Source organism: Amycolatopsis acidiphila (genome assembly GCF_021391495.1).
GTDB classification, from domain to species: domain Bacteria; phylum Actinomycetota; class Actinomycetes; order Mycobacteriales; family Pseudonocardiaceae; genus Amycolatopsis_E; species Amycolatopsis_E acidiphila.
The window spans coordinates 1,434,908-1,459,574 of record NZ_CP090063.1 but is presented as its reverse complement, the minus strand read 5'-3'; the positions used below and the strand labels follow the sequence as shown (position 1 = coordinate 1,459,574).

Sequence of the window (24,667 nt, the reverse complement as noted above, 5' to 3'; positions counted from 1 at the left end):
ACTCCCAACCACCCACCAACGGCGAACCCGGCAATGGCAGCCGAATGCCCGCGCTCAGACCGCACTCCGCGCTCCGCACCACCCCCGCCAAGCGCAGGTTCAACGCACCACCGTCCGCATCGGACGGACGTCCTCTCGCTCCGCGTTTCCGAGTGCGGCCGAGATGCGGTGCGCGGTCTGGCGCACCGTCTTCCCGAACATCGTGACGCTCGTCCTGACGACCGGCGACACGAACAATATCGCCCCGGCGAACGCGCCCCGTTCGGCGAAGATCGGCGCCGCCACGGAGACCGTGCCCGGGATCATCGCGTTGGGCAGCAGGGCGAAGCCTGTTTCGCGGACGCGCGCGACCGCCGACCGGAGTGCCGACGATTCGGTGATCGTCTGTGCGGTGAAGGCCGTCAACGGCCGCGAGCAAACGAGATTGAGCAGCTCGCTCGGGCCGAACGCCATCATCACGTGCCCCACCCCCGACGCGTGCAAGGGCAACCGCTCCCCGAGACCTGCCGCGAGCGTTACCGCCCGGCGTCCGGCGACGTGCTCGACGAGCACCGCCTCGTCCCTGTCGAGGACGGCGAGCATGACGTCCGCCCCGGTCGTCGCCGCGGCCTCTTCGAGGAACGGCAGGATCCGCGCGCGATGGCGGTAGGCGCGGGGGGCGAGCGTGCCGATCTCGAACATCTTCAGACCGATGACATAGTGCCGGCGCTCGTCGCGTTCGAGCGCACCCCAGTTGACGAGCTGGCTGACGATCCGGTGCGCGGTTCCCTTTGGCAGCCCCGTCAGCCGCGAAATCTGCGACAGCGTCAGGTTCGGCCGCTCGTTGCTGAAGGCTTCCAGCACGGAAAGGATCCGGGTGTGCACCGCCATTCGCGGAGTGTCACACAGCCGGAACAGGCAAAACAGCCAAGTGTTCCATCCGATGGAACATCACCCGAAACGGGACCAACGGCGACATAGACTCCCTCGGCACGACAACGATCGCGGATCGCAAGGGAGCGACGATGCCGATCGACCGGCGGTCCTGGACGAGCCCGGATGCGGTATGGCCGCAGCCCTGAGCCTCCACGACGTGACCCTGCACTTCGGCGGTGTCAAGGTGCTCCAGGACGTCACCTTCGATGTCACGCCGGGGGTCATCCTCGGGCTCGTCGGCCCGAACGGCGCCGGGAAGACCTCGCTCTTCAACTGCATCAGCGGCCATTACCGGCCGAGCGCGGGCTCGATCACGATCGACGGCACCGAGGTGGTCGGCACCGCCCCGGCGCGGCTCGCCCGGCTCGGGCTGGCGCGCACGTTCCAGCATCCCGCGCTGCAGCTCGACGCCACCGTGCTGGAGAACGTGCTGCTGGGCGGGCACACCCGGCTCCGCGGCGGACCGGTCTCGTGGTCGCTGCGGCTCCCGGGCACCGTCCGCGCCGAGCGCGAGATCCGCCAAGAAGCGCTCGGCCTGCTCGACCGCGCGCAGCTCGGCTGGGCCGCGAACCTTCCCGCCGACGAACTGTCACACGGCCTGCACAAAGGCGTCGAGCTCTGCCGCGCGCTGCTGTCGAAGCCGGCGGTGCTCCTGCTCGACGAGCCGGCGGCTGGGCTTTCGCACGGCGAAGTGGAGCAGCTCATCGACGCCGTCCGCCGGGTCCGCGCCGAGGAGGACATCACGGTCGTCGTCGTCGAACACCACATGGGCCTCATCTCGGCGCTCACCGACCGCGTCGTCGTGCTCGACCACGGGCGCCTGCTCATGGAGGGCACCGCGGCCGAGGCGCAGTCCGATCCGCGCGTCGTCGAGGCGTACCTCGGAAAGGACGCCACGGATGACGCTGCTTGAGCTCACCGACGTGACCGCGTCCTACGGTCCCGTGCGGGTACTGGACGGCGTTTCGCTCAGCGTGCCCGAAGGCGGCGCCGTCGGCATCCTCGGCGCGAACGGCGCGGGGAAGACGACGACCCTGCGCGCGATCAGCGGCACCGTCCGCGCAGGCGGGCGGATCTCCTTCGACGGACGCGACATCCGCGGCCTTCGCGCCGACCGGGTCGCCGCGCTCGGCATCGCCCACGTGCCGGAGGGCCGGGGAACGCTCGCCCAGCTGAGCGTCCTGGACAACCTGCGGGTCGGCGCCTATCTGCGCAAGGACCGCAAGGCGATCTCGAACGACATCGACTACTGCCTCGCGCTGTTCCCGCAGTTGCGGGATCGCATCACTTCGAGCGGGGCGGCCCTCTCGGGTGGCGAGCAGCAGATGCTCGCCGTCGCACGCGCGTTCATGGCCAAGCCCCGGCTGCTGCTGCTCGACGAGGCGTCCCTCGGGCTCGCGCCGGCTGTGGCGAAGACCGTGTACGACGCGATCGGCAGGCTGCGGCGGGAGTCGGGCATCACGATGCTCGTCGTCGAGCAGAACGCCAACCTCGCCTTCACCCTCGTCGACACGGCGACCGTCCTCGAGACCGGGCACAACGTCCTCACCGGTTCCGCGGCCGAGCTCAAGGGCCTGGACGAGATCCGACGCGCCTACCTGGGGGGCTGAGACCGTGGGAACGTTCATCCAGCTCGTGGTCGACGGACTCTCGACCGGCTCGGTCTACGCCGCGCTCGCGCTCGCGATCGTGCTGGTGAACCAGGCGACCGGGCTCATCAACTTCGCGCAGGGCGGGCTGGCCGTGCTCTCGGGCTACGTCGCCTACAGCTGCCTGCAGCAGGGAATCCCGCTGCTCGCCGCGATCCTGCTCGCCGTGCTCGCCTCGTTCGTCATCGGGGCGGCGGTGGAGCGCCTGCTGATGCGCCGGTTCGAACGCGGCGACCCCGACACCGCCATCGTGGTGACCATCGGGCTGCTGACGCTGGTCACCGGGATCTGCGGGTGGATCTGGAGCTACAACAACCTCCAGTTCCCCTCGCCGTTCCCGCTCACGAGCGTCGACATCTTCGGCGCGGTGGTCAGTGTCCGTTCCCTCGGCACGACGATCGCGATCGTCGCGATCATGTTGTTGCTGCAGCTGCTCTTCCTCCGCACGAAGCTCGGGCTCGCGCTGCGCGCCGTCGCCGACAACCCCGTCTCCGCGGCCTTTTCGGGCCTGCCGGTCGGCCGCCTGCTGATGATCGGCTGGGGGCTCGCCGCCGCACTCGGCGCGATCGCCGGCTCGCTCGTCGCCCCGCAGCTCACCCTCACCCCCGGGATGCTGGACAACGCGCTGGTGTACGCGCTCGCCGCGGTGATACTCGGCGGGCTGAACAGCCCGCTCGGCGCCGTGGTCGCCGCCTGGCTGATCGGCGTGCTCGAGAACCTCGCGGCCGTCTACGTGCCGTTCATCGGGCACGACCTGAAGATCGCGGTGCCGTTCATCCTGATCTTCGTGATCCTCGTCGTCCGTCCCCAAGGCCTGTCCGGGCGGAAGGTCGTGGCACGGGTCTGATGAGCACGCTGTCCTCGCTGTCGCGCACCAGGTGGTTCCGGCTCGCGCTCGTGGCCGCGGTCGCGGTCCTGCTGGTCCTCGCCCCGCTCGTGCTCCCCGTGTTCGCCAACCAGACGCTCGTCCGGATCGGTGTCTACGCGGTGGCCGTGCTGGGGCTGAACATCGTGATGGGCTACACCGGCCAGGTCAACCTCGGGCAGATCTTCTTCGTGGGGCTCGGCGCGTACGTCGCCGCCTACGGCGTCACCCACGACTGGAACATCGTGCTGGTGTTCGTGGCGGCCTGCCTCCTCCCGGGCGTCGTCGGCCTCCTCGTCGCGCTGGCCGCGGCGCGGCTCGGCGGTCTCGCCATCGCGATGGTCACCATCGCGCTGCCCATCGTCGGCGTCCCGCTGGCGAAGCGGTTGTCGGGCCTCACGGGCGGCTCGCAGGGCGTTTCGGCCCGGTTCTCCGGGGCGCCGGACTGGTCCGGCCTCTACGACGACCAGTGGCAGTACTACATCCTGCTGCTCGTCACCGCCGCCTCGTTCCTGTTGGCACGCAACCTCGTCCGCGGAAAGTTCGGCCGCGCCCTCACCGCCGTGCGCAAGAACGAGGCCGTGGCCGCCTCCATCGGCGTCTCGCCCTACCTGTACAAGGTCCTCGCTTTCACGGTCGCCTCGGTCTTCGGTGGCGCGAGCGGCTTCCTCTATCTCGTCGCCGTGCAGTACACCTCGCCGGAGACCCTGAGCTTCGGCCACTCGATCGCGCTCGTGGCCGCGATGGTCGTCGGCGGCGCGGGCAGCATCGCCGGCGCGCTGATCGGCGGCGCGTACTACGTGCTGGTCCCGCAGTTCACCAACACGATCGACCCGAACTTCACGACGATCAGCCAGGGCGTGGTCCTCCTCGCGGTGCTGTTCCTCCTGCCGGGTGGCCTGGTGAGCCTCCCGCGGGTGATCCGCAGGCTGGCGCGGCGGCGCACCACCCGCCCGCCGCGGGAAGACCCCCCGCGCACCACTTCCGCGTGGCCCGAAGAGACAGAGAGGCAGGCGCAATCATGAACATCCGAAGGAGAGCAAGGGGGTCCGCCGCCGTCGTCGCGATGCTGTCGATCGTCGCTCTCGCCGCGTCGGGTTGCGCTCGCGGCGGGGCCGGGGCCGCGAGCCCCGGCATCACCGACACCGCGATCACGCTCGGCATCACGACCCCGCTCAGCGGCCCGACGGCCGGTCCGGGCACCTGCACCGTCGCCGGTGTCACGGCGTACTTCGGCGCGGTGAACGCGGCCGGCGGCGTCAAGTTCGGCGACGGCAAGACGCGCACCGTGCAGATCAAGAGCTATGACGACGCGTACGACCCGCAGAAGTCCCTGGCGAACTTCCAGCAGATGGGGTCGGACGGCGTCTTCGCCGTCACCGCGGGCCTCGGCACCCCGACCAACCGCGCCTTCCGCGACGCGGCCGTGGACGAGAAGGTCCCGCAGGTGCTCGTCATGACGGGCGATCCGCTGTTCAGCAAGCGCCAGGACAGCCCGTGGCAGCTCGGGTTCGTCCCGATCTACCAGAACGAGGGCGCCGCGTTCGGCAAGCTGCTCGCCTCTTCGGGTGGCCAGCACAAGGTCGCGATACTCGCGCAGAACGACGACTACGGCAAGGGTTACGTCGAAGGGTTCAAGCAGGCGATCGCCGGTGCCGCGAACATCACGGTCGTCCGTGAGCTCAGCTACGAGGCCACCGACACGTCGGTCGACGCGCAGCTCACCGAGCTCTCGGCCACCGGGGCGGACGTCTTCTTCAACGCTATGTCGATCACGCCGCTCGCGATCTCGGCGCTGCAGAAGACACAGCAGGTCGGCTGGCGCCCCAGCTGGTTCCTGCCGTCGAACACCTCGAGCCCCTCGGCGATCCTCGAGCCCGGCAGGGCCGCGGCCTTCCCCGGGATCTACTCGGTGGCCTTCGCGAAGGCACCGCAGAGCCCGGTCTTCGCCAAGGACGCGGACGTCGTGAAGTTCCTGTCCGACCTGAAGCAGTACGCGAACTACCAGGACGTGCCTGCCTTCCCGCACTGCATGTGGAGCTACATGGTGGGCGCCACGCTTCAGCAGGCCTTCGAAAAGATGACCGCGCCGACGCGCGACGCGTTCATGACCGCGCTGCGCGGCATCTCGAACTTCCACGCGCCGCTGATGCTGGAGGGCACCGCCGTCGACACGACGAAGGACGGCCAGCCTGCGGTGTCGTCGGTCGTCGTGCAGAAGTACAACGGAAAGGGTTACGCCACAGTGCAGAACTTCGGCTGACGCCCCGGCGTCCGCGACGCGCTGATCGGGTTCACTCCCGATCGGCGTGCCGGACCCGGCATCAGAACACCGGGAACGGCACGCCCCGCTCCTCCTCCGGGCGGGGGCCGAAGATGCGCCGGTCCGCCTCCTCGATCGCCAGGTCGTTGATGCTCGCCTCGCGGCGGCGCATCAGGCCGTCGTCGGTGAACTCCCACAGTTCGTTGCCGTAGCTGCGGTACCACTGGCCCGCCGCGTCATGGCTCTCGTACTGGAAGCGCACCGCGATCCGGTTGCCGCGGAAGGCCCAGAGCTCCTTGCGCAGCGCGTAGTCCAGCTCCCGCTCCCACTTGGCCGTCAGGAAGCCGACGATCGCCTCCCGGCCGACGACGTGCTGGTCGCGGTTGCGCCACACCGAGGTCTCGGTGTACGCCAGCGCCACCTTCTCCGGGTCCCGCGTGTTCCACGCGTCCTCCGCGGCCTGGACCTTCTGCGCCGCCGTGACCTCGTCGAACGGCGGGAACGGTGGACGGCTCATGGGGCACTCCTCGCACGGGAAGGACGTCGGCTCCCGCCATCGTAGAGAACCATCGTTCTCCACGCCAGCACGAAAAGAGCCCGGTAGGAGTTGGGTTCCTACCGGGCCTTTCCGCGCGCTGTCCGGCCAGAGATCAGCGCTGACCGTTCTCCCCGTCAGGAGAGGGAAAACGGCTTGTCCGTGGGGTCAGTTCAGCTCGGTCAGGTACCGGGCGTAGGCGCCCGTGGTGAGGAAGCTCGGCAGCTTCTCGCCGAGCGCCGTCTCCACGAAGATCTCCCGCGCGTCGTCGAGCCGGTTGCCCGCGCCGAGGTCGCCGCGGATGTCCGCCAGCTCCTCGTCCAGCCACGTGCGCACCAGCTCCGGGGTCACCGCGGTCCCGTCGTCGAGCTTCGTGCCGTTGCGGACCCACTGCCAGACCTGGCACCGGGCGATCTCGGCCGTGGCGGCGTCCTCCATCAGGTCGAAGATCGCCGCGGCACCCGTCCCGCGCAGCCACGAGTCCACGTAGCGCAGCGCCACGTTGATATTGCCGCGCACACCCTTCTCGGTGACTTCGCCACCGGCGCTCGCCACGTTGAGCAGGTCCTCCGCGGAGACCGAAACGTCGTCGCGCAGCCGGCCCAGCTGGTTCGGCCAGCCGCCGAGCACCTCGGTGAACACCTCGTCGCACACCGGCACCAGGCCGGGGTGGGCGACCCAGGACCCGTCGAAACCGTCACCGGCCTCGCGTTCCTTGTCCTGGCGGACCTTCTCGAAGGCCACGGCGTTGACCTCGGGGTCCTTGCTCGGGATGAACGCCGCCATACCGCCGATCGCATAGGCCCCGCGCTTGTGGCAGGTGCTCACCAGCAGCTCGGTGTAGGACCGCATGAACGGCACCGTCATCGTGACCTGCGCCCGGTCCGGCAGCACGAAGTCCGCGCCGTGGTCCGCGAAGTTCTTGATGAGGCTGAAGATGTAGTCCCAGCGGCCCGCGTTGAGACCCGAAGCGTGCTCCCGCAGCTCGTAGAGGATCTCCTCCATCTCGAACGCCGCGGTGATCGTCTCGATCAGCACAGTCGCGCGGACGGTGCCCTGCGGGATGCCGAGCTCGTTCTGCGCGAAGCGGAACACATCGTTCCAGAGCCGCGCTTCCAGGTGGCTCTCCAGCTTCGGCAGGTAGAAGTACGGCCCGCTGCCCCGCGCCACGAGCTGGCGGGCGTTGTGGAAGAAGTACAGCCCGGTGTCGACGAGGCTCGCCGACACCGGCCGCCCGTCGATCCGGATGTGCTTCTCCACCAGGTGCCAGCCGCGGGGCCGCGCGACGATCGTGGCCGGGTTGTCACCGATCGTGTAGTGCTTGCCCGACTCGGTCGTGAAGTCGATGTTGCGCCGGATCGCGTCGAACAGGTTGAGCTGGCCGCCGATGATGTTGGCCCAGGTCGGCGAGGTCGCGTCCTCGAAGTCCGCGAGCCACACCTTCGCGCCCGAGTTCAGCGCGTTCACGGTCATCTTCCGGTCGGTGGGACCGGTGATCTCGACGCGGCGGTCCTCCAGGCCGGGCCCCGCGGGGGCCACCTGCCACGAGGAGTCGTTGCGGACCCACCGGGTGCCGGGCAGGAAGCCCAGCTGCTCCTCACCGGACGCGAGCTTCTCGCGGCGCTGGCGGCGCGCGTCGAGCAGTTCGCACCGGCGCCCGGCGAAAGCGTTGTCCAGCTTGGCGATGAACTCCACCGCGGCGGGGGTGAGGATCTCGTCGAAGCGTTCCCCGCTGGGGCCGGCGACGTCGATCCGGGACGTGAACCTCGTGGAGGACTGGGCCATGACGGCTTCTCCTTGCGCGAAAGGGGAAAGCGGGGCCGGTGCTCGACCGGCCCCGCGAACCGGTCAGTGGAACTGGGCTTCTTCGGTCGAACCCTTGAGCGCGGTGGTCGAGCTCTCCGGGTTCAGCGCCGTGGACACCAGGTCGAACCAGCCGGTGCCGACCTCACGCTGGTGCTTGGTCGCGGTGTAGCCGCGCTCCTCCGAAGCGAACTCGCGCTCCTGCAGGTCGACGTAGGCGCTCATGCCCTCGCGGGCGTAGCCGTGCGCCAGGTCGAACATCGAGTAGTTCAGGGCGTGGAAGCCGGCCAGGGTGATGAACTGGAACTTGTAGCCCATGTGGCCGAGCTCGCGCTGGAACTTCGCGATCGTCGCGTCGTCCAGGTGCTTCTTCCAGTTGAACGACGGCGAGCAGTTGTAGGCCAGCATCTGGTCCGGGTACTTCGCCTTGATCGCCTCGGCGTACTTGCGGGCGACCTCCAGGTCCGGCTCGGAGGTCTCCATCCACAGCAGGTCGGCGTACTCGGCGTAGGCGAGGCCACGGTCGATGCACGGCTCGATGCCGTTGCGGACCTCGTAGAAGCCCTCGGCGGTCCGGCCGCCGGTCAGGTACTTCTGGTCGCGCTCGTCGGCGTCGCTGGTGATCAGCGTCGCGGCCTGCGCGTCGGTCCTGGCGACGACCAGGGTCGGCACGTTGAGCACGTCCGCGGCCAGGCGGGCGGCGTTGAGGGTGCGCTCGTGCTGCTTGGTCGGGATGAGGACCTTGCCGCCGAGGTGACCGCACTTCTTCTCGGACGCGAGCTGGTCCTCCCAGTGCACGCCCGCGGCGCCGGCGGCGATCATGCCCTTCATCAGCTCGAACGCGTTGAGCGGGCCGCCGAAGCCGGCCTCGGCGTCGGCGACGATCGGGGCGTACCAGTCGATGTCGGTGTTGCCCTCCGCCCAGTTGATCTGGTCGGCGCGGCCCAGCGCGTTGTTGATGCGGCGGACCACCGCCGGCACCGAGTTCGCCGGGTAGAGGCTCTGGTCCGGGTAGGTCTGGCCCGCCAGGTTGGCGTCGGCCGCGACCTGCCAGCCGGACAGGTAGATCGCCTTGAGGCCGGCGCGCACCTGCTGCACGGCCTGGTTACCGGTCAGCGCGCCCAGGGAGTGGACGTAGTCCTCGGTCTGCAGGAGCTTCCACAGCTTCTCCGCGCCACGGCGGGCCAGCGTGTGCTCCTCGACCACGCTGCCGCGCAGCTTGATCACGTCGGCCGCGCTGTAGGACCGCTTGACGCCCTGCCACCGAGGGTCCGTCTCCCACTGCCCGGCCAGCTCGGCTGCCGCCTGCTCGAAGTTCTGTGCCATGAGATGTCTCCACCTTTGCAAACTTTGCGATGACTCGCTGTCTGCCTCTGACCATGACATGGCCTGCGAAAACGCCGCTACCGCTCCAATTTGCCAATTTCTGCGAATTTTCCGTAGCATGTTGTGAAGGTTGCGAACGCGCTGTTCGCAGCGCACAGAAAGTTTCGTGACTGAACCGGTTTCTTGATCGGTCACGACTGGAAGATCTCCGACGGGGAGGCTGGGAATGGACAAGACTTTCGCCGGCGCGAAGCTGCGTCATCTGCGAGAAAACCGCGCGATGAGCCAGGCCGACGCCGCCCGGCTGCTGGAAATCAGCCCCAGCTACCTCAACCAGATCGAGCACAACTCCCGTCCGCTGACCGTTCCGGTGCTCCTTCGCATCACCGAGGCGTTCGGCGTGGACACCGAGTTCTTCGCCAACAACGACACCGCGCGCCTGGTCGCGGACGTCAAGGAGGCGCTGCTGGACGAGGCCGTCGGGATCGAGGCCACGACCAGTGAGCTGAACGACCTGGCGACCAACCTGCCGACGGTCGCCCAGGCCCTGGTCAAGCTGCACCGCAGCTACCGCAACGCGGTGGAGACCACGGCCGCGCTGGTCACCGAGAACGGGATGGGCCTGCACGGCAGCGCCGCCGCGCCACTGCCGCACGAGGAGGTCCGCGACTTCTTCTACGAGCGCGAGAACTACGTCGGCGAGCTGGACGAGCGCGCGGAGAAGATGGCCGCGGCCATCGACCTGCGCCGTGGTGGCGTGCACCGGACGCTGCAGGACAGGCTCACCGACCACTACGACGTCCAGGTGACCAGCGAGGGCATCGACGAGGCCACCGGCCAGCAGCACAAGTACGAGCCGGGCGCCCGCGTGCTGCGGCTCGCGCCGAGCCTGCGGATCGGCCAGCGGGCGTTCCGGATGGCTTCGCAGATCGCGCTGCTGGAGTACGACGACCTGATCACCGAGCTGGCGGACTCGTGGGCGTTCTCCGGCCCGGCGGCACGCTCGCTCGCGCGGGTCGGGCTGGCCAACTACTTCGCGGGCGCGCTGATCCTGCCCTACGGGCAGTTCCTCTCGACCGCGGAGCGGTACCGCTACGACATCGAGCGGCTGTGCGACCACTTCGGCGTCGGGTTCGAGACCGTCTGCCACCGGCTCTCGACGCTGCAGCGGCCGAAGATGCGCGGGGTGCCGTTCTCGTTCGTGCGGGTGGACCGGGCGGGCAACATGTCGAAACGGCAGTCCGCGGCCGGCTTCCACTTCTCCCGGGTCGGTGGGGCGTGTCCACTGTGGAACATCTACGAGGCGTTCACCGCGCCGGGCAAGATCATCACGCAGATCGCGACCCTGCCGGACGGCAAGAGCTACTTCTGGATCGCGCGGACGATCCAGCGCAACATCGGCGGGTACGGCAGCCCCGGCAAGATGTTCAGCGTCGGCCTGGGCTGTGAGCTGCGGCACGCGCGGCGGCTGGTCTACTCGACGGGACTCGACCTCGACGACCGCGCGGCGGCGACGCCGATCGGGATGGGCTGCAAGGTGTGCGACCGGCAGGCCTGCCCGCAGCGGGCGTTCCCGACGATCGGCAAGCAGCTCACGGTCGACGAGAACACCTCGACCTTCGTGCCCTATCCGGCCGTGCCCAAGGGATAGCCTGGCTCGGTGCGGATCTTGAGCGTGTGCGGCAGCCTCCGGGAGGGTTCGACCAACGCGGCGGTGCTGCGCACGGCGCGGGCGGTCGCGCCGCCGGAGATCGACGTCGACTCCTACGACCGGCTCGGCGACCTGCCGCACTTCAACCCCGACGACGACCAGGAGCCGCTGCATCCGGCGGTCGCGGACCTGCGCTCTCGGCTGGAGTCGGCCGACGCCGTGCTGTTCTGCACCCCCGAGTACGCGGGGGCGCTGCCGGGGTCGTTCAAGAACCTGCTCGACTGGTCGGTCGGCGCGGAGGCGATGTACCGGAAGCCGATGGCCTGGATCAACGCGTCCTGGGCCGCCACGGGGGCGGCGAACGCGCACGCCTCACTGCGGATCGTGCTGGGCTACCTCAACGTGGACATCGTCGAGGACGCGTGCGTGCACATCCCGGTCGGCCGGGACCTGCTGGATGCGGACGGACTCGTGCACGACGAAGCCACCCGCGCGGCGATCCTCGGCGCGCTCACGACACTGGCCAAGCGCTAGAGCCACTCGATCCAGGTGCCGTGCGGGTCGGTCCACGCGATGGGCTCGCCGTCCCGGGCCAGGACGAACCCGTCGCGGGCCAGCACGGCATCGTGCTCCGCGGCGACGCCGGGGATCGAGCGCGGCGACTCGTTCGCCAGCCAGACCGCGCCCGACGCGGCGACGGTCTCGGCGAATGCGGAGCGGTCGGCGGGCTCGCGCAGGTAGATCAGCACAGCCGTGTGGAAGACGACGAGCGTCGCGTCGCGGGGCGCTTCGGCGGCGAGCGCGGCGAAATCACTGCGGAGGTCACCCCGGTGGACCGGCGGCGGGTCGCGGCGGGCGATCTCCAGCGCGGTGCGCAACCGCGGGAGCCGCGCCTCCTCCCCCGGCCAGATCAACGCCTCGAGCCAGGCACAGTCGCCGGGGTCGCGGACGTCGAGCGGGTTGAGGTCAAGGCCCGCACGCCAGACGACCTCCGGCACCCGGGCGGGCAACGGCACCACGTCGTTCGCGCGGCACGGAAGCACCAGCTCGCCGGGTATCCGTACCTGGCCGAAGTCGTAGCCGTAGCGATCCGGCTGGAGGCAGAGCCCGGCGGACGCGCCCACCTCCAGCAGCGCCAGCGGTTGCGGCAGCGCGGCGAGCGCGGGCAGCAGGGTCGCGCAGCGGGCGGGCTCGTTGGTCTGGGTCGTCCGCGCCAGCATCGCCGCACGGATCTCGTCGGTGTGCGCGGCGAACCGGGCGCGGAACTCCCGCAGGCCGGGCACGGGACCGGTCAGGTACTGCACCGCGCCGAACAGCAGGTTGGGCTGCCACTTCTCCGCCGGCAGCCCGGCCAGGAACCCGAGGATGTCCGCGTCCCCGGCCACGTGCGCCGCGATCTCGGCGTAGACCGGGGACCGGTCGCGCGCCTCGACCTCCGCGAACCGCCGGTAGATCCGGGCGATCGCCTCGGTCATCCCTGTTCCAGGGTCTTCTGCAGCGCCTTGTTCGCCTTGCGGGCCATGTCCTTGATCGCCTCGCGGCGTTCGGCGTCGGCCTCGTAGTCGACCCGGCGGTCGCGCACCACGCGCGCCGGCGAGCCCACGGCGATCGCGTAGTCCGGGATGTCACCGCGCACCACCGCGTGCGCCCCGAGGACACAGCCGCGGCCGACGCGGGTGCCCCGCAGCACCGAGACCTTGGTGCCGATCCAGGTGTCCGGCCCGATCCGCACCGGCGACTTGACGATGCCCTGGTCCTTGATCGGCAGGGTGATGTCGCTCGTCACGTGATCGAAGTCGCAGATGTACACCCAGTCCGCGACGAGCGTGGCCGCGCCGAGCTCGATGTCGAGGTAGCTGTTGACCACGTTCTGCCTGCCGAACACGGCCTTGTCCCCGATGCGCAGCGAGCCCTCGTGACACCGGATCGCGTTGCCGTCGCCGATGTGCACCCACCGGCCGATCTCCAGCCGTCCGTAGCCGGGGCGGCAGTGGATCTCCACGTCCTTGCCGAGGAACACCATGCCGCGCAGGATGATGTGCGGGTTGGCGACCCGGAACTTCAGCAGCCGCCAGTAGCGCACGAGGTACCAGGGCGTGTAGGCGCGGTTGCGCAGGACCCAGCGCAGTGACTCGGCGGTCAGGAACTTCGCCTGTCGCGGGTCGCGCCGGGCGCGCCGCCAGGCCCCGACCCGGGAAAGCACGGGCGATCCCCACATCGATGTCATAGGTTGAAAGCCTAGACGTGGGAAGCAGAGGAGCGGCATGGGGACAAAGCTGATCATCGACACCGACCCGGGCGTGGACGACGCGTTCGCCATCGCGCTCGCCGCACTCAGCGAGGACGTGGACCTGCTCGGTGTCACCACGGTGTTCGGCAACGTCTCCCTGGAGGCGACCACCCGCAACGCCTTGCGCGTGCTGCAGCTGTGCGGCCGGGCGGACGTGCCGGTCGCCGCCGGGGCCGAGCGGCCCCTGATCCATCCGCAGCCCGCACGCGCCGTGCGCGTGCACGGGGCCGATGGCCTGTCCGGGCGCGCGTCCGCGCTGCCCGAGCCGGAACGCGACCTCGTGCCGGGTGGCGCGGTACGGCTGCTGGTGTCGTTGCTGGAGGCGGCGGACGAGCCGGTCACCCTGGCGCCGATCGGCCCGCTGACGAACATCGCGTTGCTGCTCGCCGCGCACCCGGACGTGAAGGCGAAGATCGCGCGGATCGTGCTGATGGGTGGCGGCGTCGACCGCGGCAACAGCACGGCCAGCGCGGAGTTCAACATCTGGAGCGACCCCGAGGCCGCCCGCCGCGTGCTCGTCGAGGAGGACGTGCCCTGCGTGGTCGTTCCGCTGGACCTGACCTACAGGTGCGCGGTCAGCACCGAATGGCTGGCGAAGCTCGCCGCACACAGCCCGATCGGCGCCGCCCTCGAAGCGCTGACGCCGGACTACCTCGCGTCCTACCGCCGATCCCTGGGCTGGGACGGGATCGTGCTGCACGACGCGGTCGCGGTGGCCGAGGCGATCAGCCCCGGCATCCTGCGGACCGAGGCCTACCCCGTCGAGGTCGAGACCTCGTTCGGCCCCGGACGCGGCGCCACCCTCGTCGATCGCAGGCGTCCCGGAATGCGTGGCGAGGGCGAAGGAGCCGTCGCCCCGAGCGCCGTCCAGGTCGCCGTGGACACCGACGTGGACGGCCTCGGGGAGTTCGTGCTGGGGCGCCTCACGCGTTGAGCGCGCCCTTGAGCACGGTGATCGCCTGCGTGATCGCGGCGTCGGCGGCGTGGGTCTCGCGCAAGGCGTTCAGCATCACGAAGTCGTGGATGATGCCCTGGTAACGCACCGCGTTGACGGGCACGCCGGCCTGGCGCAGCTTGGCCGCGTAGGCCTCGCCCTCGTCGCGCAGCACGTCGGCTTCACCGGTGATGACCAGCGCCGGCGGCAGGCCGGTGAGCTGTTCGAGGCTCGCGCGCAGTGGTGAGGCGGTGATCTCCGCGCGCTGCTTCTCGTCCGTCGTGTACTGGTCCCAGAACCACTTCATGCCGGTGCGCGAGAGGAAGTAGCCGTCGGCGAACTGCTCGTACGAGCCGGTGTCGAAGTTCCCGTCGGTGACCGGGTAGAAGAGGACCTGCCGGCGGAACGACGGGCCGCCACGCTCCTTGGCCATCAGCGTGGCGACCGCGGCCCGCGCGCCGTCGGCGAGCTCCCGCACGAGCCGGTCGTGAGTGTGCTCGTTGCCGAACACCCAGCCCGCGCCGTGGATGTAGACGACGACGGGCAGCGTCCCGGGCACGCCCTCCGGACGCAGGATCCGGACGGGCACATCGGCGACGGTGGTGTCCTCGATGTCGACCGCGGGCTTCGCGATCTCGCCGGACTGCACCTCGTCGACGGTCTTGCGGCCCTCGACCGGGCCGGGGTCGTAGAGGCACGGCGGGTTGGCGGTGGCTTCGGCGAACGCCTGCGCGGCGGGTTCAAGAGCGAGGTTCCGGGGGTCGGGGAACAACGGGCGCACCATGGACCGGAGGAGGTGGCCGAGATGCCCGAGGACGCGCCCCGGCTCGACGACCAGGTGTGCTTCGCGCTCTATGCGGCGTCGCGCGCGGTGACCAGCCTGTACCGCCCACTGCTGGACGAGCTGGACCTGGCCTACGCGCAGTACCTTGTGATGATGGTGCTGTGGGAGCACGGCAGCAGCCAGGTCAAGGACCTCGGCACGGCGCTGAGCCTGGACTCCGGCACGCTGTCGCTGCTCAAGCGCCTGGAGAAGCAGGGTCTCGTGCGACGGGAGCGGCGCAGCGACGACGAACGCTCGGTGTGCGTCACGCTGACCGCCGACGGCAGCGCACTGAGGCAGAAGGCCGTCCCGCTGCCCACCACGATCGGTGACGCGATGGGGCTGGACTCGGCCGGGCTGGACGAGCTGCGCGAGACGCTGCGGGCGCTGACCAACGCGGTGAACGCCTACCGGATCAGGCCCACGGCTGCGGCATCCCGAGCCGGGCGAGGCGCCGGTCCAGCTCGGGTCCGGCGCCCTCGCCCGCCAGGCACGCCGGGTAGGTCACGCCCCGATCCGGGTCGAGGACCTTCTCGCAGGTGACCCGGTACTCCCACGGCTGGACGAGGTCGTAGGCGTAGGTCAGGCCGTTGCCGGGCCGCGGGAACACTTTGGACAGTCGTAGCTCGTGCTCGTCCCGGTGCTCGGCCAACCCGTAGCGGGGATCGGAGTAGCGGGCACCGTCCACTTCGAACACGTGCAGCTCGTCGCCGCGCAAGCCGGTGACGATCCGGATGACTCGTGCAGCGCGCTCAGCGTCGTCCCGGCGGGGACCAGCACCCGCCACCACTCCTGATCGGTGCGCGCGATCTTCAGCTGCTGCACGCGCACCCGGAACTCCGCGGCCGTCAGCGCGCGGTGCAGCGCCGCGGCGTCCGGATGGGCGCTGTCCGCCAGCACGCTCAGGCCGCCGCTGTCACGCACGTAGTGAAAGGCGTCCTCCAGGTCACGGCGGGCACGGGCGGCCAACGCGTACTCGGTGACGAGCCAGCGGCGCTGCGCTTCGTCGACGCCCCGGCCCTCTCCCCAGCTCGCCAGCGCGGCCATCGCGTGCGCGCGCAGATTCCGGTGGCGCAGGCAGTTCCGCAACGCGGGAAGCGCTTCCGCGCCGAACCCGGCGGCGACGTCGACCGCGGCGACCCGTGCCACCGGCGCGCAGAACTCGGCCGCATCCAGCAGCTGGGCCGCGCCGAAGACGGGCCGCCGGTCGCCGAACCACCGCAGCGCGAGCCGCCAGGCCTCGTCCTCGGTCAGCGGGGCGAGCCGGGCGAGCAGCTCGGCCGGGGGAAGGTCCGAGGTCACCGACTCGGGCGCCCTCGCCTCGTACCGCTCGTGCGCCCAGCGGCCGAGCGGGGTCAGCCGTTTCTTCCCGTCCAGTGCGCCGAAGCTTCTCAGCAGCGCGACAGCCTCGGCGACGGGCAGTTCGCCGGTCTGCCGGAACGCCTTGTGCGCGGTGGCGGCGTCCTCGTACTCCTCGACGATCTCGGCGGCGGTTTCCGGCGGGCACTCGTCGGCGGCCGCGGTGAGCACCGCCCGGCACAGCGTGCGGGCGCCCCGGCGGTCCGGGTCGTGCGACTCGGCGGCGAGCACGGCGTCGAGCCCGGTCAGCCACAGCTGCGCGGGGTCGCCGTCCGCCTCCCGCGCCACGGCCTTCGCGGCGCCGACCTCGATGAGCCCGGCGGCCTGCGCCGCGATCCAGGGCCAGTGGATCCGCGGCACGTCCGCGGCCGTGCGGACCTTCGCCGGCACCTCGACGCCGAGCGCGGCCGCGGCGCCCGGCAGCTGCGAGGGCTTCAGCACTCCGTTGGCCGTGACCGGTTTTCCCGGACCGACCCAGCGCTTGAGCTTGATCGCGGGCGACAGCCCCTGACCGGCCAGTACCGAGATCCGGGAGGTCACCACGCGGTAGAGACTAACGACGCGCTGCGCGATGGTGCTCGGTGGACACGCCCTCGACGCAACCGCCGTCACCTTCGCGCGTCCATGGCAGCATGGCAGAGATGCGAGTCGAACCGGCGCGCGAATCGGATGCCGCCGCCGTTCTCGCCGTGCACGTCGCCGCCAGGACCAGCTACTACTGCGGTGTCCTGCCGGCGCAGGACCTGGCCCGGTCCAACGCGCGCGACGCCGAGCTGTACGCGAGCATCATCCGCAAGCCGGACCGGCTCGTCCGGGTGGCCAGGCTCGGCGACGAGGTGGTCGGGTTCCTGATGATCGGCCCCTGCTACCACCCCGAGCCGGACCCGGCGGTGAGCTCGGAGCTGTACCAGATCCACGTGCATCCGGACTTCTTCCGCCGGGGCGTAGGCAGCGCGCTCCACGAGGAGGCGGTGTCGGTGTGGCGGGACGCCGGGGTGGCCGCCGCGCGCTTGTGGGTGTGGGACTTCAACACCCGCGCGCGGGCCTTCTACGCCGCTCGCGGCTGGGTGCCCGACGGGCGCCACCCACCGGACGGCCCGCGCATCGGCGAGCACCGGATGCTCGGGTACGTGCTGGACCTAGAGCGGCTGGGGGCGGGGGAAGCACCGTGAGAACCGCTCGAACACCGCGGTCTCCCCGGTAAGGCGCAGCTCGCCGCCGGCCACGGCGGCCGCCACCGGGCGAGCACCGAAAACCAGGCCGCGCAACGTCTTCGCGTCCATCTCGGCCACGACCCGGGCGCCGTCGGCGGGACCTCGGGCCAGCGACAGACGCCCGTCGGCGGACCGCACGTGGAAGACGTCGGCACCGAACCTGAGCTCGCAGTCGAAGTCCGGCCCCGGCACGAACGTCGTCTTCAGCGCCAGCATCAGGGCGTCCACGCTCAGCTCCGCCCCGGACGTCAGCGGGGTCCGGCTCCCCCACCGGCCGAGCTCGATGAGCACGGGTTCGAGCGCGGCACCACGCTCGGTGAGCTCGTAGACGCGCGCACTGACGGGCGGCCCCAGCCGCCGGGTACGGACGATCCCGGCCTTGTCGAGGTCGCGCAGCCGCTGGGACAACACGTTCTGGCTCATGCCGGGCAGGCCGCGCACCAGGTCGGTGAACCGCTTCGCGCCGAACAGCAGCTCACGCACGACGAGCAGCGTCCACCGCTCGCCCACCAGGTCGAGGGCCCTGGCCACCCCGCACGGATCTTCGTAGCTACGCACACCGAAACTATAGCTTGCCTTTCCGGAGCATGTACTCCTAGATTAGGAGTATGACACTCCCCCAGGGTGACCTCAGGCTTCTCGACTCCGACATCGCACGCCGGATGCTCGGCTCCACCGAACTGGCACGGCTCGCCTACGTCGCGTCCGACGACACGCCGCGGGTGCTGCCGATGCTGTTCCACTGGAACGGCGAGGAGGTCGTACTGCCGACCTTCGCCGGCACCGCGAAACTCAAGGCGCTGCGCGCACGTCCGGCCGTGGCGATCACCATCGACAACGCCGGCCCACCGCCGGGTGTACTGCTCATCCGGGGCCGCGCGGAGGTGACCGAGGTCGACGGGGTCGTGCCCGAGTACGCCCTCGCCCAGCAGCGGTACTACGGGCCCGAGCAGGCCGCGACCGTCGCGGAGCTCGGAAAGACGGGGGTGCGGATGGCGCGGATCGCCGTCCGGCCGTCGTGGGTCGGCACGATCGACTTCGTGACGCGCTTTCCCGGCGCCCGCTCGGCGGAAGAGTTCGCGAGGATCGGGCAATGAGCACGTTCGTCCTCATCCCCGGTGCCGGTGGCCAGGCGTGGTACTGGCATCGAGTGGTGCCCGAGCTGACCGACCGCGGGCACGAGGCTGTCGTGGTCGACCTGCCGGCGGCCGACGACTCGGCGGGGCTGGCCGAGTACACGGACACCGTCGTCGAGGCGATCGGTGACCGGTCCGGCGTGGTGCTGGTCGCGCAGTCGATGGGCGGGTTCACCGCGCCGCTGGTGTGCGAGCGGGTTCCGGTCGACCTGTTGATCATGCTGAACGCGATGACGCCGAAGCCCGGCGAGTCGCCCGGCGAGTGGTGGAGCGTCACCGGGCACGACCGATTGCCCGGGAAGTTCGACCTGCTGGAGTCCTTCTTCCACGACGTGCCGCCCGAGGTGACCGCGGAGGCGATGGCCGCCGGCGAGCTCCCGCAGTCGGGTACGCCGTTCGCGAAGCCGTGGCCGCTGACCAAGTGGCCGGACGTGCCGACGCGGTTCCTGCAGGGCAGCGAAGACAGGTTCTTCCCGCTGGAGTTCCAGCGCCCCCTCGTGCGCGCGCGGCTGGGGATCGAGCTGGACGAGATGCCCGGCGGCCACCTGGTGGCGCTGAGCCGTCCGAAGGAGCTGGCGGAGCGGCTGGTGGGCTACCTCTGACCGGCTGAGCACCTCGCCGCCCCTTCGCCAGGTCACCGCCCCATGCGGGCGCGTACCTCCGGGCGGCGCAGGGGCGGCACGTTCGCGGGCGGCTGCCGCCGTGGCGGCAGCTCTCCCAGCAACCGCGTGGTGATGGCGGTGATCTCCGCGACCGCGGCCTCGAAGGGCTCGCGGGTCGCGTCCGACACGGCCTGCACGCCGGTCACCTTGCGCACGTACTGCCGGGCGGCGGCCTCGATCTCCTCCGCCGTCGCCGCCGGCTCCAGACCTCGCAGGACCGTGATGTTTCGGCACATGCGGCCCAGAGTACGCGGGGCCGCCAAACCTGAGCCTTGCTAATAACTCTCATTGAGAGCTATTCTCGATCTCGTGCGCACGGACCGGACGACACTCGCCGAAAGCCTGATGGCGACGATGGCCGGGCTGCGCCGGCGGGTCCGGCGGCGGGTCGCCGCGCAGCTGCCGGTGCTCGACCCACCACTGCGCGGCGCGCAGATCGAGCTGCTGCGCGTCGTGGAGAAGGAGCCGGGCATCGGCGTCGCCGCCGCCGCGCGGAGCCTGCACCTGGCGGGCAACTCCGTCAGCACCCTGGTCAACCAGCTCGTCGAGGCCGGGATGCTGCACCGCCGCGTCGACCCGGCCGACCGGCGCGCCGCCCGCCTGGAGCTGTCCACCGCCGCCCACGACCGGCTCACCACCTGGCGGCGCACGAGAACCGAGTTCGTGGCGGGCAAGCTCGCCACCCTGTCCGAAGCGGACCGCACGGCCATCTCCGGGGCGTTGCCGGCACTCGGCCGCCTGCTGACCGCCATCGAGGAGGACGCATGACCGTCTCACCCGCGGTGCGCTGCACCGCGCTACGACATTCGTTCGGCGAGACCGCCGCGGTCGACGGCGTCGACCTGGAGATCCCCACCGGGCAGGTGTTCGGCCTGCTCGGCCCCAACGGCGCCGGCAAGACCACGACCATCCGCATGATCACCACGCTGCTGCCGGTCAGCCAGGGCAGCGTCGAGGTGTTCGGGCTCGACGCCGGGCGGAAGCGGATGGCCGTCCGCAGGCTGATCGGCTATGTGCCGCAACAACTTTCGGCCGACGGCACGCTCACCGGCCGGGAGAACGTCACCCTGTTCGCGCGGCTGTTCGACGTCCCGCGCCGCCAGCGCAAGGAACGGGTCGACGGCGCGCTCGACGCGGTCGGCCTCGCCGGCGACGCGGACCGCCAGGCCTCGGGCTACTCCGGCGGCATGATCCGCCGCCTCGAGCTCGCACAGGCTCTGGTCAGCGCGCCACGCCTGCTGATCCTCGACGAACCCACCATCGGGCTCGACCCGATCGCGCGCGGGAACGTGTGGGAGCGCATCGAGCAGATCCGCGCCGAGACCGGGATGACCGTGCTGGTCACCACCCACTACATGGACGAGGCCGAGCAGTACTGCGAGCGCATCGCGCTGATGCACCGCGGCCGGATCCGCGCGCTCGGCACGCCCGCAGAACTCGAAGCCGACCTCGGTCCGGAGTCCACTTTGGACGACGTGTTCCGCGCCGTGACCGGCGACCAGCTCGATGGAGGAGGAATCCGCGATGTCCGTGCCGCTCGCCGCACCGCCCGCCGGCTGGGCTGACCCCGGGCCGATCCGCCAGCTGCGGCTGCTGCTGTCCCGGATCGCCACGATGTGCCTGATCGAGCTGCAGAAGCTGCGCCGGGACCGCACGGAGCTGGTCACCCGCGCCATCCAGCCCGCGCTGTGGCTGCTGATCTTCGGGGAGACGTTCACCCGGATCCGCGCCATCCCGACCGGCAACATCCCGTACCTGGACTACCTCGCGCCGGGCATCCTCGCCCAGTCGGCGCTGTTCATCGCGATCTTCTACGGCATCCAGATCATCTGGGAGCGCGACGCCGGCGTGCTCGCGAAGCTGCTCGTCACGCCGACACCGCGCACGGCACTGGTGGCGGGCAAGGCGTTCGCCGCCGGGCTGCGGGCCCTCGTGCAGGCGGTGATGGTGCTGATACTGGCCGCGATACTCGGCGTCGGGCTGACGGCGAACCCGCTGAAGCTGATCGCGATGGCGGCCGCGCTGGTGCTCGGCTCGGCGTTCTTCTGCTGCCTGTCGATCGTGATCGCCGGGCTGGTGCTGTCCCGGGAACGGCTGATGGGCATCGGCCAGGCGATCACGATGCCGTTGTTCTTCGGCTCCAACGCGCTCTACCCCGTCGACGTCATGCCGGGCTGGCTCAAGGTGCTCAACCACGTCAACCCGCTCAGCTACGAGGTGGAAGCGGTGCGGGGTCTGCTGATCGGCACCCCGGCGCGGCTCGGGCTGGACTTCGGGGTGCTGATCGGCGCCATGGCGGTGGCGATCGGCGTAGCCTCGGCCTTGCTGGGCCGGCTGGCGCGCTGACGTCAACCACGTTTGTCGGATTTCAGGCCCGGGTACCCCTCTGTGCACACAGCACTACAGCAGTGTGGTGCCCGTCCGACAAAGGGGACGAGATCATGGCTCGTTCGAAAGATGCTCATATCCGGGTCCAGGGACTGCAGCCCGTGCAGGTCCTGGCGGGGCTGGTGGGCCTGGCCTACCTGGCGCTCGGCATCGTCGGTTTTGCACGCACCGGGCTCGGCGACTTCGCCGGGCACCAGGACGTGATGCTGCTCGGCTTCATGATCAACCCACTGCACAACCTCGTACACGTGGTGGTGGGCGTGCTCGGTCTGCTGACGGCGACGTATTCGGGGCTGGCCCGCACGTTCGGCTGGGTTCTGTTCATCGGCTTCGGCCTGATCGCGATCTGGGGTCTGATGATCACCGGCGTGATCGCGTCGAACCCGGTGTCGAACCTCGGCAATCCGCTCAACCTCAACGACTCGGACAACTGGCTGCACATCGCCACCGCGGTGCTGGGCCTGATCATCGCGATCATGCCGGCACGCAAGGTCGTGCACGTGGTCGAGCCGGAGCCGGCCACCACGGTCGCCCCGTCGACCACCGCCGAGACCGAGCCGCTGCGCACCGGCGCGCACGAAACGCCGGCGCGGACCGACGCCACCCCGGTGCGCTCCGAGGTGAACGCACCCGAGGGCGCCCGGTCACCGGAGGTCCCCGGCGAGCGGCGGCGTGCCTCGTCGTGGCTGCGCGGGCGGAGCCACCACACGACGGCGCACTGACCGCCGTCGGGCAGACTGCTCCGCGTGAGCGGAACGGTTCTGGTGCTCGGTGGCCGCAGTGAGATCGGCCTCGCGGTCGCCCGCAGGCTGATCGGGTCCGACAACTCGACAGTGCTGGCCGCCCGGCGCAGCGACGACCTCGACGAGCAGGAGGCCGCGCTGCGCCGGGCGGGCGCAACGGAGGTGGGCCGCGTCGAGTTCGACGCGGACGACCTCGCCCGTCATCGGCCCGTGCTGGACGAAGTGATCGCCCGGCACGGGCCGCTCGACGTCGTCGTGGTGGCCTTCGGCATCCTCGGCGACCAGCAGCGCGCCGAGACCGACGCCGCGCACGCCGCGGCCGTCGTGCACACCGACTACCTCGCCCACGTGCACCTGCTCACCGAGGTCGTGAACGTGCTGCGCGAACAGGGGCACGGCAAGGTCGTCGTGTTCTCCTCCGTCGCCGGGATCCGGGTGCGCCGGGCCAACTACGTGTACGGCTCGGCCAAGGCCGGGCTCGACGGGTTCGCCGGCGGCCTCGCCGACGCGCTGCACGGCAGCGGCATCGGACTGCTGCTCGTGCGGCCGGGCTTCGTGATCGGCCGGATGACCGAGGGCATGAAGCCCGCCCCGTTCTCCAGCACCCCGGATCAGGTCGCCGACGCGACGGTCGCGGCGCTGCGGCGGGGGCGCGGCGAGGTGTGGGTGCCCGCCGTGCTCCGCCCCGTCTTCTTCGTCATGCGACTGCTTCCTCGGACCGTGTGGCGCCGGCTGCCGCGCTGACCGGGGCCGGCGCGCCGTCCGCGTCGTGCGGCAGCCGCTTCTGCGCCCGCCCGAGCGCGAACAACAGCCCGGACATCAGCAGCGGGAACAGGGCGAACACGTAGAACGTGCCCTGCGCGCCGAGGCCGCCGTCCATGATCACGCCCGCCAGCCATGGCCCGAGCATCGCGCCGAACTTCGCGATCGAGGTCGCCCACGCCGCGCCGTTGGCCCGGATCGCGGGCCGGTAGAAGATGCCCGCGATGCTGTGCATCCCGCCGTGGCCGCCGATGATGAAGATGTTCGCGACCAGCAGCACCAGGATGTAGGCGGGCTTGCCGAGTGGCGCCAGCCCGATCAGCAGCAGGCACGGCACCCCGAACAGCGGCATCAGCGCGATCGTGCCCGCGCCCTTCCGGTCGATGAACCGGCCGATCAGCAGCTGCCCGCCCGCACCGGCGACCGACGTGCAGGCGGCGATCGTGGCGGCGGCGGTGGTGGAGAAACCGAGGCGCTCGTTGAGGATCGGGCCCCAGAACGCCAGGTAGAACACCACCGCCGAGGAGCAGATGTAGGCGATCCAGAGCAGCGTGGTGATCGTGGCGAGCCTGTTCCGGAACAGCTGCGCCGGGGTGAACCGTCCCTTGTCGACGATGCCCGCGACGAACCGGGTGCCCTCGGCGAAGTGCAGCGACGGGTCGATGCGGCGCAGGATCTTCGCGATGCGGTGCTGCTTGAGATCCTTCTGCGCCAGGAACTTCACCGACTCCGGCAGCACGAAGACCACCGGGATCACCGCCAGCAGCGAGCAGATGCCGCCGGCCACGAACACCGACTCCCAGCCGAAGCGCGGGATCAGCACGTTGGACACCGGTCCCCCGGCCGCGCTGCCGAGGCTGTAGCCGACCATGATGATCACCACGGAGGTGGAGCGGAACCGGGCCGGGGCGAACTCGGTGTTCAGCGCCCAGGCCAGTGGCAGCACGCCGCCGAGGAACAGCCCGGAGACGAAGCGCAGCACGACCAGCTGGGTGTAGTCCTGCGCGAACACGAAGGCGATCATGAAGATGCCGAACCCGATGGTCGCCACCATGATCGAGGGACGGCGACCGACCCGGTCGCCGAGGTAGCCCAGGCACAGGCCGCCGATCAGGGTGCCGAACAGCCCGACCGTGCCGAGCGTGCCGAGCTGGGTGTCGGACAGGTGGTACGCGCTCTTGATGTAGCGCCCGGCGAAGGAAAGGATCTGCAGGTCGAACCCGTCGAGGAAGGTGATGGCCCAGGACACGGCGAACAGGCCGAGCCAGAACCGGCCGACGCGCTGCCTCTCGATGATCGGGAAGACGTCTACGGTCGGGGAGGTCGGTACGGACATACACACTCCTTTG

The 24,667-nt window shown here is 70.5% G+C and carries 28 protein-coding genes and 1 pseudogene; 17 read left to right on the top strand and 12 right to left on the bottom strand.

The genetic code is table 11. The features are described from left to right. Nucleotides 1–99 precede the first annotated feature (99 nt). Nucleotides 100–870 carry an IclR family transcriptional regulator gene (locus tag LWP59_RS07145; protein ID WP_144640978.1) on the bottom strand — a complete coding sequence of 257 codons (771 nt, stop codon included), beginning with the start codon at nucleotides 868–870 and terminating at the stop codon, nucleotides 100–102. 175 nt (nucleotides 871–1,045) lie between these two features. Here LWP59_RS07145 and LWP59_RS07140 point away from each other — a divergent pair, with 175 nt between their 5' ends. From LWP59_RS07140 to LWP59_RS07120, 5 genes are read left to right on the top strand one after another with little or no spacing between them, the layout of a single operon-like run. Continuing rightward, the gene (locus LWP59_RS07140) at nucleotides 1,046–1,828 is read left to right on the top strand and encodes an ABC transporter ATP-binding protein (RefSeq protein WP_144640981.1); all 783 of its coding nucleotides are present in this window, start codon (nucleotides 1,046–1,048) and stop codon (nucleotides 1,826–1,828) included. After that, the gene (locus LWP59_RS07135; protein WP_144640986.1) at nucleotides 1,815–2,525 is read left to right on the top strand and encodes an ABC transporter ATP-binding protein; all 711 of its coding nucleotides are present in this window, start codon (nucleotides 1,815–1,817) and stop codon (nucleotides 2,523–2,525) included. Before LWP59_RS07140 ends, LWP59_RS07135 begins: the two co-directional genes overlap by 14 nt. Before the next feature lie 4 nt (nucleotides 2,526–2,529). Then, nucleotides 2,530–3,411: a branched-chain amino acid ABC transporter permease gene (locus LWP59_RS07130; RefSeq protein WP_144640988.1), complete on the top strand. Its 882-nt coding sequence runs from the start codon at nucleotides 2,530–2,532 to the stop codon at nucleotides 3,409–3,411. Continuing rightward, complete coding sequence (locus tag LWP59_RS07125; protein WP_144640991.1) at nucleotides 3,411–4,454, top strand: branched-chain amino acid ABC transporter permease; 1,044 nt, start codon at nucleotides 3,411–3,413, stop codon at nucleotides 4,452–4,454. Before LWP59_RS07130 ends, LWP59_RS07125 begins: the two co-directional genes overlap by 1 nt. Next, complete coding sequence (locus tag LWP59_RS07120) at nucleotides 4,451–5,692, top strand: ABC transporter substrate-binding protein (RefSeq protein ID WP_144640994.1); 1,242 nt, start codon at nucleotides 4,451–4,453, stop codon at nucleotides 5,690–5,692. The genes LWP59_RS07125 and LWP59_RS07120 overlap by 4 nt, the downstream gene beginning before the upstream one ends. Nucleotides 5,693–5,753: 61 nt before the next feature. On the opposite strand, the gene LWP59_RS07115 is transcribed toward LWP59_RS07120, so the two are convergent. The 3 genes from LWP59_RS07115 to aceA form a co-directional block, all read right to left on the bottom strand. Then, complete coding sequence (locus LWP59_RS07115; protein WP_144640997.1) at nucleotides 5,754–6,209, bottom strand: nuclear transport factor 2 family protein; 456 nt, start codon at nucleotides 6,207–6,209, stop codon at nucleotides 5,754–5,756. Nucleotides 6,210–6,395: 186 nt separating this feature from the next. Beyond that, complete coding sequence (aceB, locus tag LWP59_RS07110; protein ID WP_144641000.1) at nucleotides 6,396–8,012, bottom strand: malate synthase A; 1,617 nt, start codon at nucleotides 8,010–8,012, stop codon at nucleotides 6,396–6,398. A 63-nt stretch (nucleotides 8,013–8,075) separates the two neighbouring features. Then, entirely contained in the window at nucleotides 8,076–9,356 is a 1,281-nt protein-coding gene (gene aceA, locus LWP59_RS07105; RefSeq protein WP_144641003.1) for an isocitrate lyase, read from the bottom strand. A gap of 226 nt (nucleotides 9,357–9,582) precedes the next feature. On the opposite strand from aceA, the gene LWP59_RS07100 reads away from it, so the two are divergent. Both LWP59_RS07100 and LWP59_RS07095 read left to right on the top strand, forming a co-directional pair. Continuing rightward, on the top strand, nucleotides 9,583–11,007 hold the full coding sequence (locus LWP59_RS07100; RefSeq protein WP_144641006.1) for a short-chain fatty acyl-CoA regulator family protein: 1,425 nt from the start codon (nucleotides 9,583–9,585) through the stop codon (nucleotides 11,005–11,007). A gap of 9 nt (nucleotides 11,008–11,016) precedes the next feature. After that, nucleotides 11,017–11,541, top strand: a complete 525-nt coding sequence (locus LWP59_RS07095; RefSeq protein ID WP_222425589.1) for an NADPH-dependent FMN reductase — start codon at nucleotides 11,017–11,019, stop codon at nucleotides 11,539–11,541. Here LWP59_RS07095 and LWP59_RS07090 read toward each other — a convergent pair. Together LWP59_RS07090 and LWP59_RS07085 are read right to left on the bottom strand one after the other, a co-directional pair. Beyond that, a complete protein-coding gene (locus tag LWP59_RS07090; protein ID WP_144641009.1) occupies nucleotides 11,538–12,482 on the bottom strand; it encodes a DUF2332 domain-containing protein in 945 nt (314 codons plus the stop codon). The two genes, LWP59_RS07095 and LWP59_RS07090, sit on opposite strands and share 4 nt — an antisense overlap. Further along, entirely contained in the window at nucleotides 12,479–13,234 is a 756-nt protein-coding gene (locus LWP59_RS07085) for an acyltransferase (RefSeq protein ID WP_144641011.1), read from the bottom strand. Before LWP59_RS07085 ends, LWP59_RS07090 begins: the two co-directional genes overlap by 4 nt. Nucleotides 13,235–13,271: 37 nt before the next feature. Here LWP59_RS07085 and LWP59_RS07080 point away from each other — a divergent pair, with 37 nt between their 5' ends. Continuing rightward, on the top strand, nucleotides 13,272–14,231 hold the full coding sequence (locus LWP59_RS07080; protein WP_144641014.1) for a nucleoside hydrolase: 960 nt from the start codon (nucleotides 13,272–13,274) through the stop codon (nucleotides 14,229–14,231). Here LWP59_RS07080 and LWP59_RS07075 read toward each other — a convergent pair. After that, entirely contained in the window at nucleotides 14,221–15,003 is a 783-nt protein-coding gene (locus tag LWP59_RS07075) for an alpha/beta hydrolase (protein ID WP_144641083.1), read from the bottom strand. The two genes, LWP59_RS07080 and LWP59_RS07075, sit on opposite strands and share 11 nt — an antisense overlap. Before the next feature lie 33 nt (nucleotides 15,004–15,036). Between LWP59_RS07075 and LWP59_RS07070 the strand changes: the two are divergent. Then, nucleotides 15,037–15,468 (top strand): annotated as a pseudogene (locus LWP59_RS07070) (MarR family winged helix-turn-helix transcriptional regulator); the annotation flags it as partial. Between the two features lies 1 nt (nucleotide 15,469). Here the strand turns inward: LWP59_RS07070 and LWP59_RS07065 are convergent. Together LWP59_RS07065 and LWP59_RS07060 are read right to left on the bottom strand one after the other, a co-directional pair. Continuing rightward, on the bottom strand, nucleotides 15,470–15,742 hold the full coding sequence (locus tag LWP59_RS07065) for a plasmid pRiA4b ORF-3 family protein (protein ID WP_229857844.1): 273 nt from the start codon (nucleotides 15,740–15,742) through the stop codon (nucleotides 15,470–15,472). Beyond that, complete coding sequence (locus LWP59_RS07060; RefSeq protein ID WP_186383330.1) at nucleotides 15,637–16,956, bottom strand: hypothetical protein; 1,320 nt, start codon at nucleotides 16,954–16,956, stop codon at nucleotides 15,637–15,639. Before LWP59_RS07060 ends, LWP59_RS07065 begins: the two co-directional genes overlap by 106 nt. 98 nt (nucleotides 16,957–17,054) lie before the next feature. On the opposite strand from LWP59_RS07060, the gene LWP59_RS07055 reads away from it, so the two are divergent. Then, nucleotides 17,055–17,585 carry a GNAT family N-acetyltransferase gene (locus LWP59_RS07055; RefSeq protein ID WP_186383327.1) on the top strand — a complete coding sequence of 177 codons (531 nt, stop codon included), beginning with the start codon at nucleotides 17,055–17,057 and terminating at the stop codon, nucleotides 17,583–17,585. Here LWP59_RS07055 and LWP59_RS07050 read toward each other — a convergent pair. Next, a complete protein-coding gene (locus LWP59_RS07050) occupies nucleotides 17,553–18,185 on the bottom strand; it encodes a winged helix-turn-helix transcriptional regulator (protein ID WP_186383328.1) in 633 nt (210 codons plus the stop codon). The genes LWP59_RS07055 and LWP59_RS07050 overlap by 33 nt on opposite strands. Before the next feature lie 50 nt (nucleotides 18,186–18,235). Here LWP59_RS07050 and LWP59_RS07045 point away from each other — a divergent pair, with 50 nt between their 5' ends. After that, entirely contained in the window at nucleotides 18,236–18,724 is a 489-nt protein-coding gene (locus LWP59_RS07045) for a pyridoxamine 5'-phosphate oxidase family protein (protein ID WP_144641023.1), read from the top strand. Then, nucleotides 18,721–19,365 carry an alpha/beta fold hydrolase gene (locus tag LWP59_RS07040; RefSeq protein WP_144641026.1) on the top strand — a complete coding sequence of 215 codons (645 nt, stop codon included), beginning with the start codon at nucleotides 18,721–18,723 and terminating at the stop codon, nucleotides 19,363–19,365. The genes LWP59_RS07045 and LWP59_RS07040 overlap by 4 nt, the downstream gene beginning before the upstream one ends. Nucleotides 19,366–19,397: 32 nt before the next feature. Here LWP59_RS07040 and LWP59_RS07035 read toward each other — a convergent pair whose 3' ends face one another. Then, nucleotides 19,398–19,661: a DUF2277 domain-containing protein gene (locus tag LWP59_RS07035; RefSeq protein ID WP_144641029.1), complete on the bottom strand. Its 264-nt coding sequence runs from the start codon at nucleotides 19,659–19,661 to the stop codon at nucleotides 19,398–19,400. Between the two features lie 73 nt (nucleotides 19,662–19,734). Between LWP59_RS07035 and LWP59_RS07030 the strand changes: the two genes are divergently transcribed. The 5 genes from LWP59_RS07030 (at nucleotide 19,735) to LWP59_RS07010 (ending at nucleotide 23,300) form a co-directional block, all read left to right on the top strand. Then, nucleotides 19,735–20,193 carry a MarR family winged helix-turn-helix transcriptional regulator gene (locus LWP59_RS07030; RefSeq protein WP_373299683.1) on the top strand — a complete coding sequence of 153 codons (459 nt, stop codon included), beginning with the start codon at nucleotides 19,735–19,737 and terminating at the stop codon, nucleotides 20,191–20,193. Next, a complete protein-coding gene (locus LWP59_RS07025; RefSeq protein WP_144641032.1) occupies nucleotides 20,190–20,990 on the top strand; it encodes an ABC transporter ATP-binding protein in 801 nt (266 codons plus the stop codon). Before LWP59_RS07030 ends, LWP59_RS07025 begins: the two co-directional genes overlap by 4 nt. Then, nucleotides 20,950–21,771 carry an ABC transporter permease gene (locus tag LWP59_RS07020; RefSeq protein ID WP_144641035.1) on the top strand — a complete coding sequence of 274 codons (822 nt, stop codon included), beginning with the start codon at nucleotides 20,950–20,952 and terminating at the stop codon, nucleotides 21,769–21,771. The genes LWP59_RS07025 and LWP59_RS07020 overlap by 41 nt, the downstream gene beginning before the upstream one ends. Nucleotides 21,772–21,866: 95 nt before the next feature. Next, nucleotides 21,867–22,535: a DUF4383 domain-containing protein gene (locus tag LWP59_RS07015; protein WP_144641038.1), complete on the top strand. Its 669-nt coding sequence runs from the start codon at nucleotides 21,867–21,869 to the stop codon at nucleotides 22,533–22,535. A 24-nt stretch (nucleotides 22,536–22,559) separates the two neighbouring features. Then, the gene (locus LWP59_RS07010; RefSeq protein ID WP_144641041.1) at nucleotides 22,560–23,300 is read left to right on the top strand and encodes an SDR family NAD(P)-dependent oxidoreductase; all 741 of its coding nucleotides are present in this window, start codon (nucleotides 22,560–22,562) and stop codon (nucleotides 23,298–23,300) included. Here LWP59_RS07010 and LWP59_RS07005 read toward each other — a convergent pair. Further along, a complete protein-coding gene (locus LWP59_RS07005) occupies nucleotides 23,254–24,654 on the bottom strand; it encodes an MFS transporter (protein ID WP_144641044.1) in 1,401 nt (466 codons plus the stop codon). The genes LWP59_RS07010 and LWP59_RS07005 overlap by 47 nt on opposite strands. Nucleotides 24,655–24,667 lie beyond the last annotated feature (13 nt).

Coding starts and splice junctions, on each gene's coding strand:
- LWP59_RS07145 (WP_144640978.1), bottom strand. CDS start 870: ATGGCGGTGCACACCCGGATCCTTTCCGTGCTGGAAGCCTTCAGCAAC.
- LWP59_RS07140 (WP_144640981.1), top strand. CDS start 1,046: ATGGCCGCAGCCCTGAGCCTCCACGACGTGACCCTGCACTTCGGCGGT.
- LWP59_RS07135 (WP_144640986.1), top strand. CDS start 1,815: ATGACGCTGCTTGAGCTCACCGACGTGACCGCGTCCTACGGTCCCGTG.
- LWP59_RS07125 (WP_144640991.1), top strand. CDS start 3,411: ATGAGCACGCTGTCCTCGCTGTCGCGCACCAGGTGGTTCCGGCTCGCG.
- LWP59_RS07120 (WP_144640994.1), top strand. CDS start 4,451: ATGAACATCCGAAGGAGAGCAAGGGGGTCCGCCGCCGTCGTCGCGATG.
- LWP59_RS07115 (WP_144640997.1), bottom strand. CDS start 6,209: ATGAGCCGTCCACCGTTCCCGCCGTTCGACGAGGTCACGGCGGCGCAG.
- aceB (WP_144641000.1), bottom strand. CDS start 8,012: ATGGCCCAGTCCTCCACGAGGTTCACGTCCCGGATCGACGTCGCCGGC.
- aceA (WP_144641003.1), bottom strand. CDS start 9,356: ATGGCACAGAACTTCGAGCAGGCGGCAGCCGAGCTGGCCGGGCAGTGG.
- LWP59_RS07100 (WP_144641006.1), top strand. CDS start 9,583: ATGGACAAGACTTTCGCCGGCGCGAAGCTGCGTCATCTGCGAGAAAAC.
- LWP59_RS07090 (WP_144641009.1), bottom strand. CDS start 12,482: ATGACCGAGGCGATCGCCCGGATCTACCGGCGGTTCGCGGAGGTCGAG.
- LWP59_RS07085 (WP_144641011.1), bottom strand. CDS start 13,234: ATGACATCGATGTGGGGATCGCCCGTGCTTTCCCGGGTCGGGGCCTGG.
- LWP59_RS07080 (WP_144641014.1), top strand. CDS start 13,272: ATGGGGACAAAGCTGATCATCGACACCGACCCGGGCGTGGACGACGCG.
- LWP59_RS07055 (WP_186383327.1), top strand. CDS start 17,055: ATGCGAGTCGAACCGGCGCGCGAATCGGATGCCGCCGCCGTTCTCGCC.
- LWP59_RS07045 (WP_144641023.1), top strand. CDS start 18,236: ATGACACTCCCCCAGGGTGACCTCAGGCTTCTCGACTCCGACATCGCA.
- LWP59_RS07040 (WP_144641026.1), top strand. CDS start 18,721: ATGAGCACGTTCGTCCTCATCCCCGGTGCCGGTGGCCAGGCGTGGTAC.
- LWP59_RS07035 (WP_144641029.1), bottom strand. CDS start 19,661: ATGTGCCGAAACATCACGGTCCTGCGAGGTCTGGAGCCGGCGGCGACG.
- LWP59_RS07025 (WP_144641032.1), top strand. CDS start 20,190: ATGACCGTCTCACCCGCGGTGCGCTGCACCGCGCTACGACATTCGTTC.
- LWP59_RS07020 (WP_144641035.1), top strand. CDS start 20,950: ATGTCCGTGCCGCTCGCCGCACCGCCCGCCGGCTGGGCTGACCCCGGG.
- LWP59_RS07015 (WP_144641038.1), top strand. CDS start 21,867: ATGGCTCGTTCGAAAGATGCTCATATCCGGGTCCAGGGACTGCAGCCC.
- LWP59_RS07005 (WP_144641044.1), bottom strand. CDS start 24,654: ATGTCCGTACCGACCTCCCCGACCGTAGACGTCTTCCCGATCATCGAG.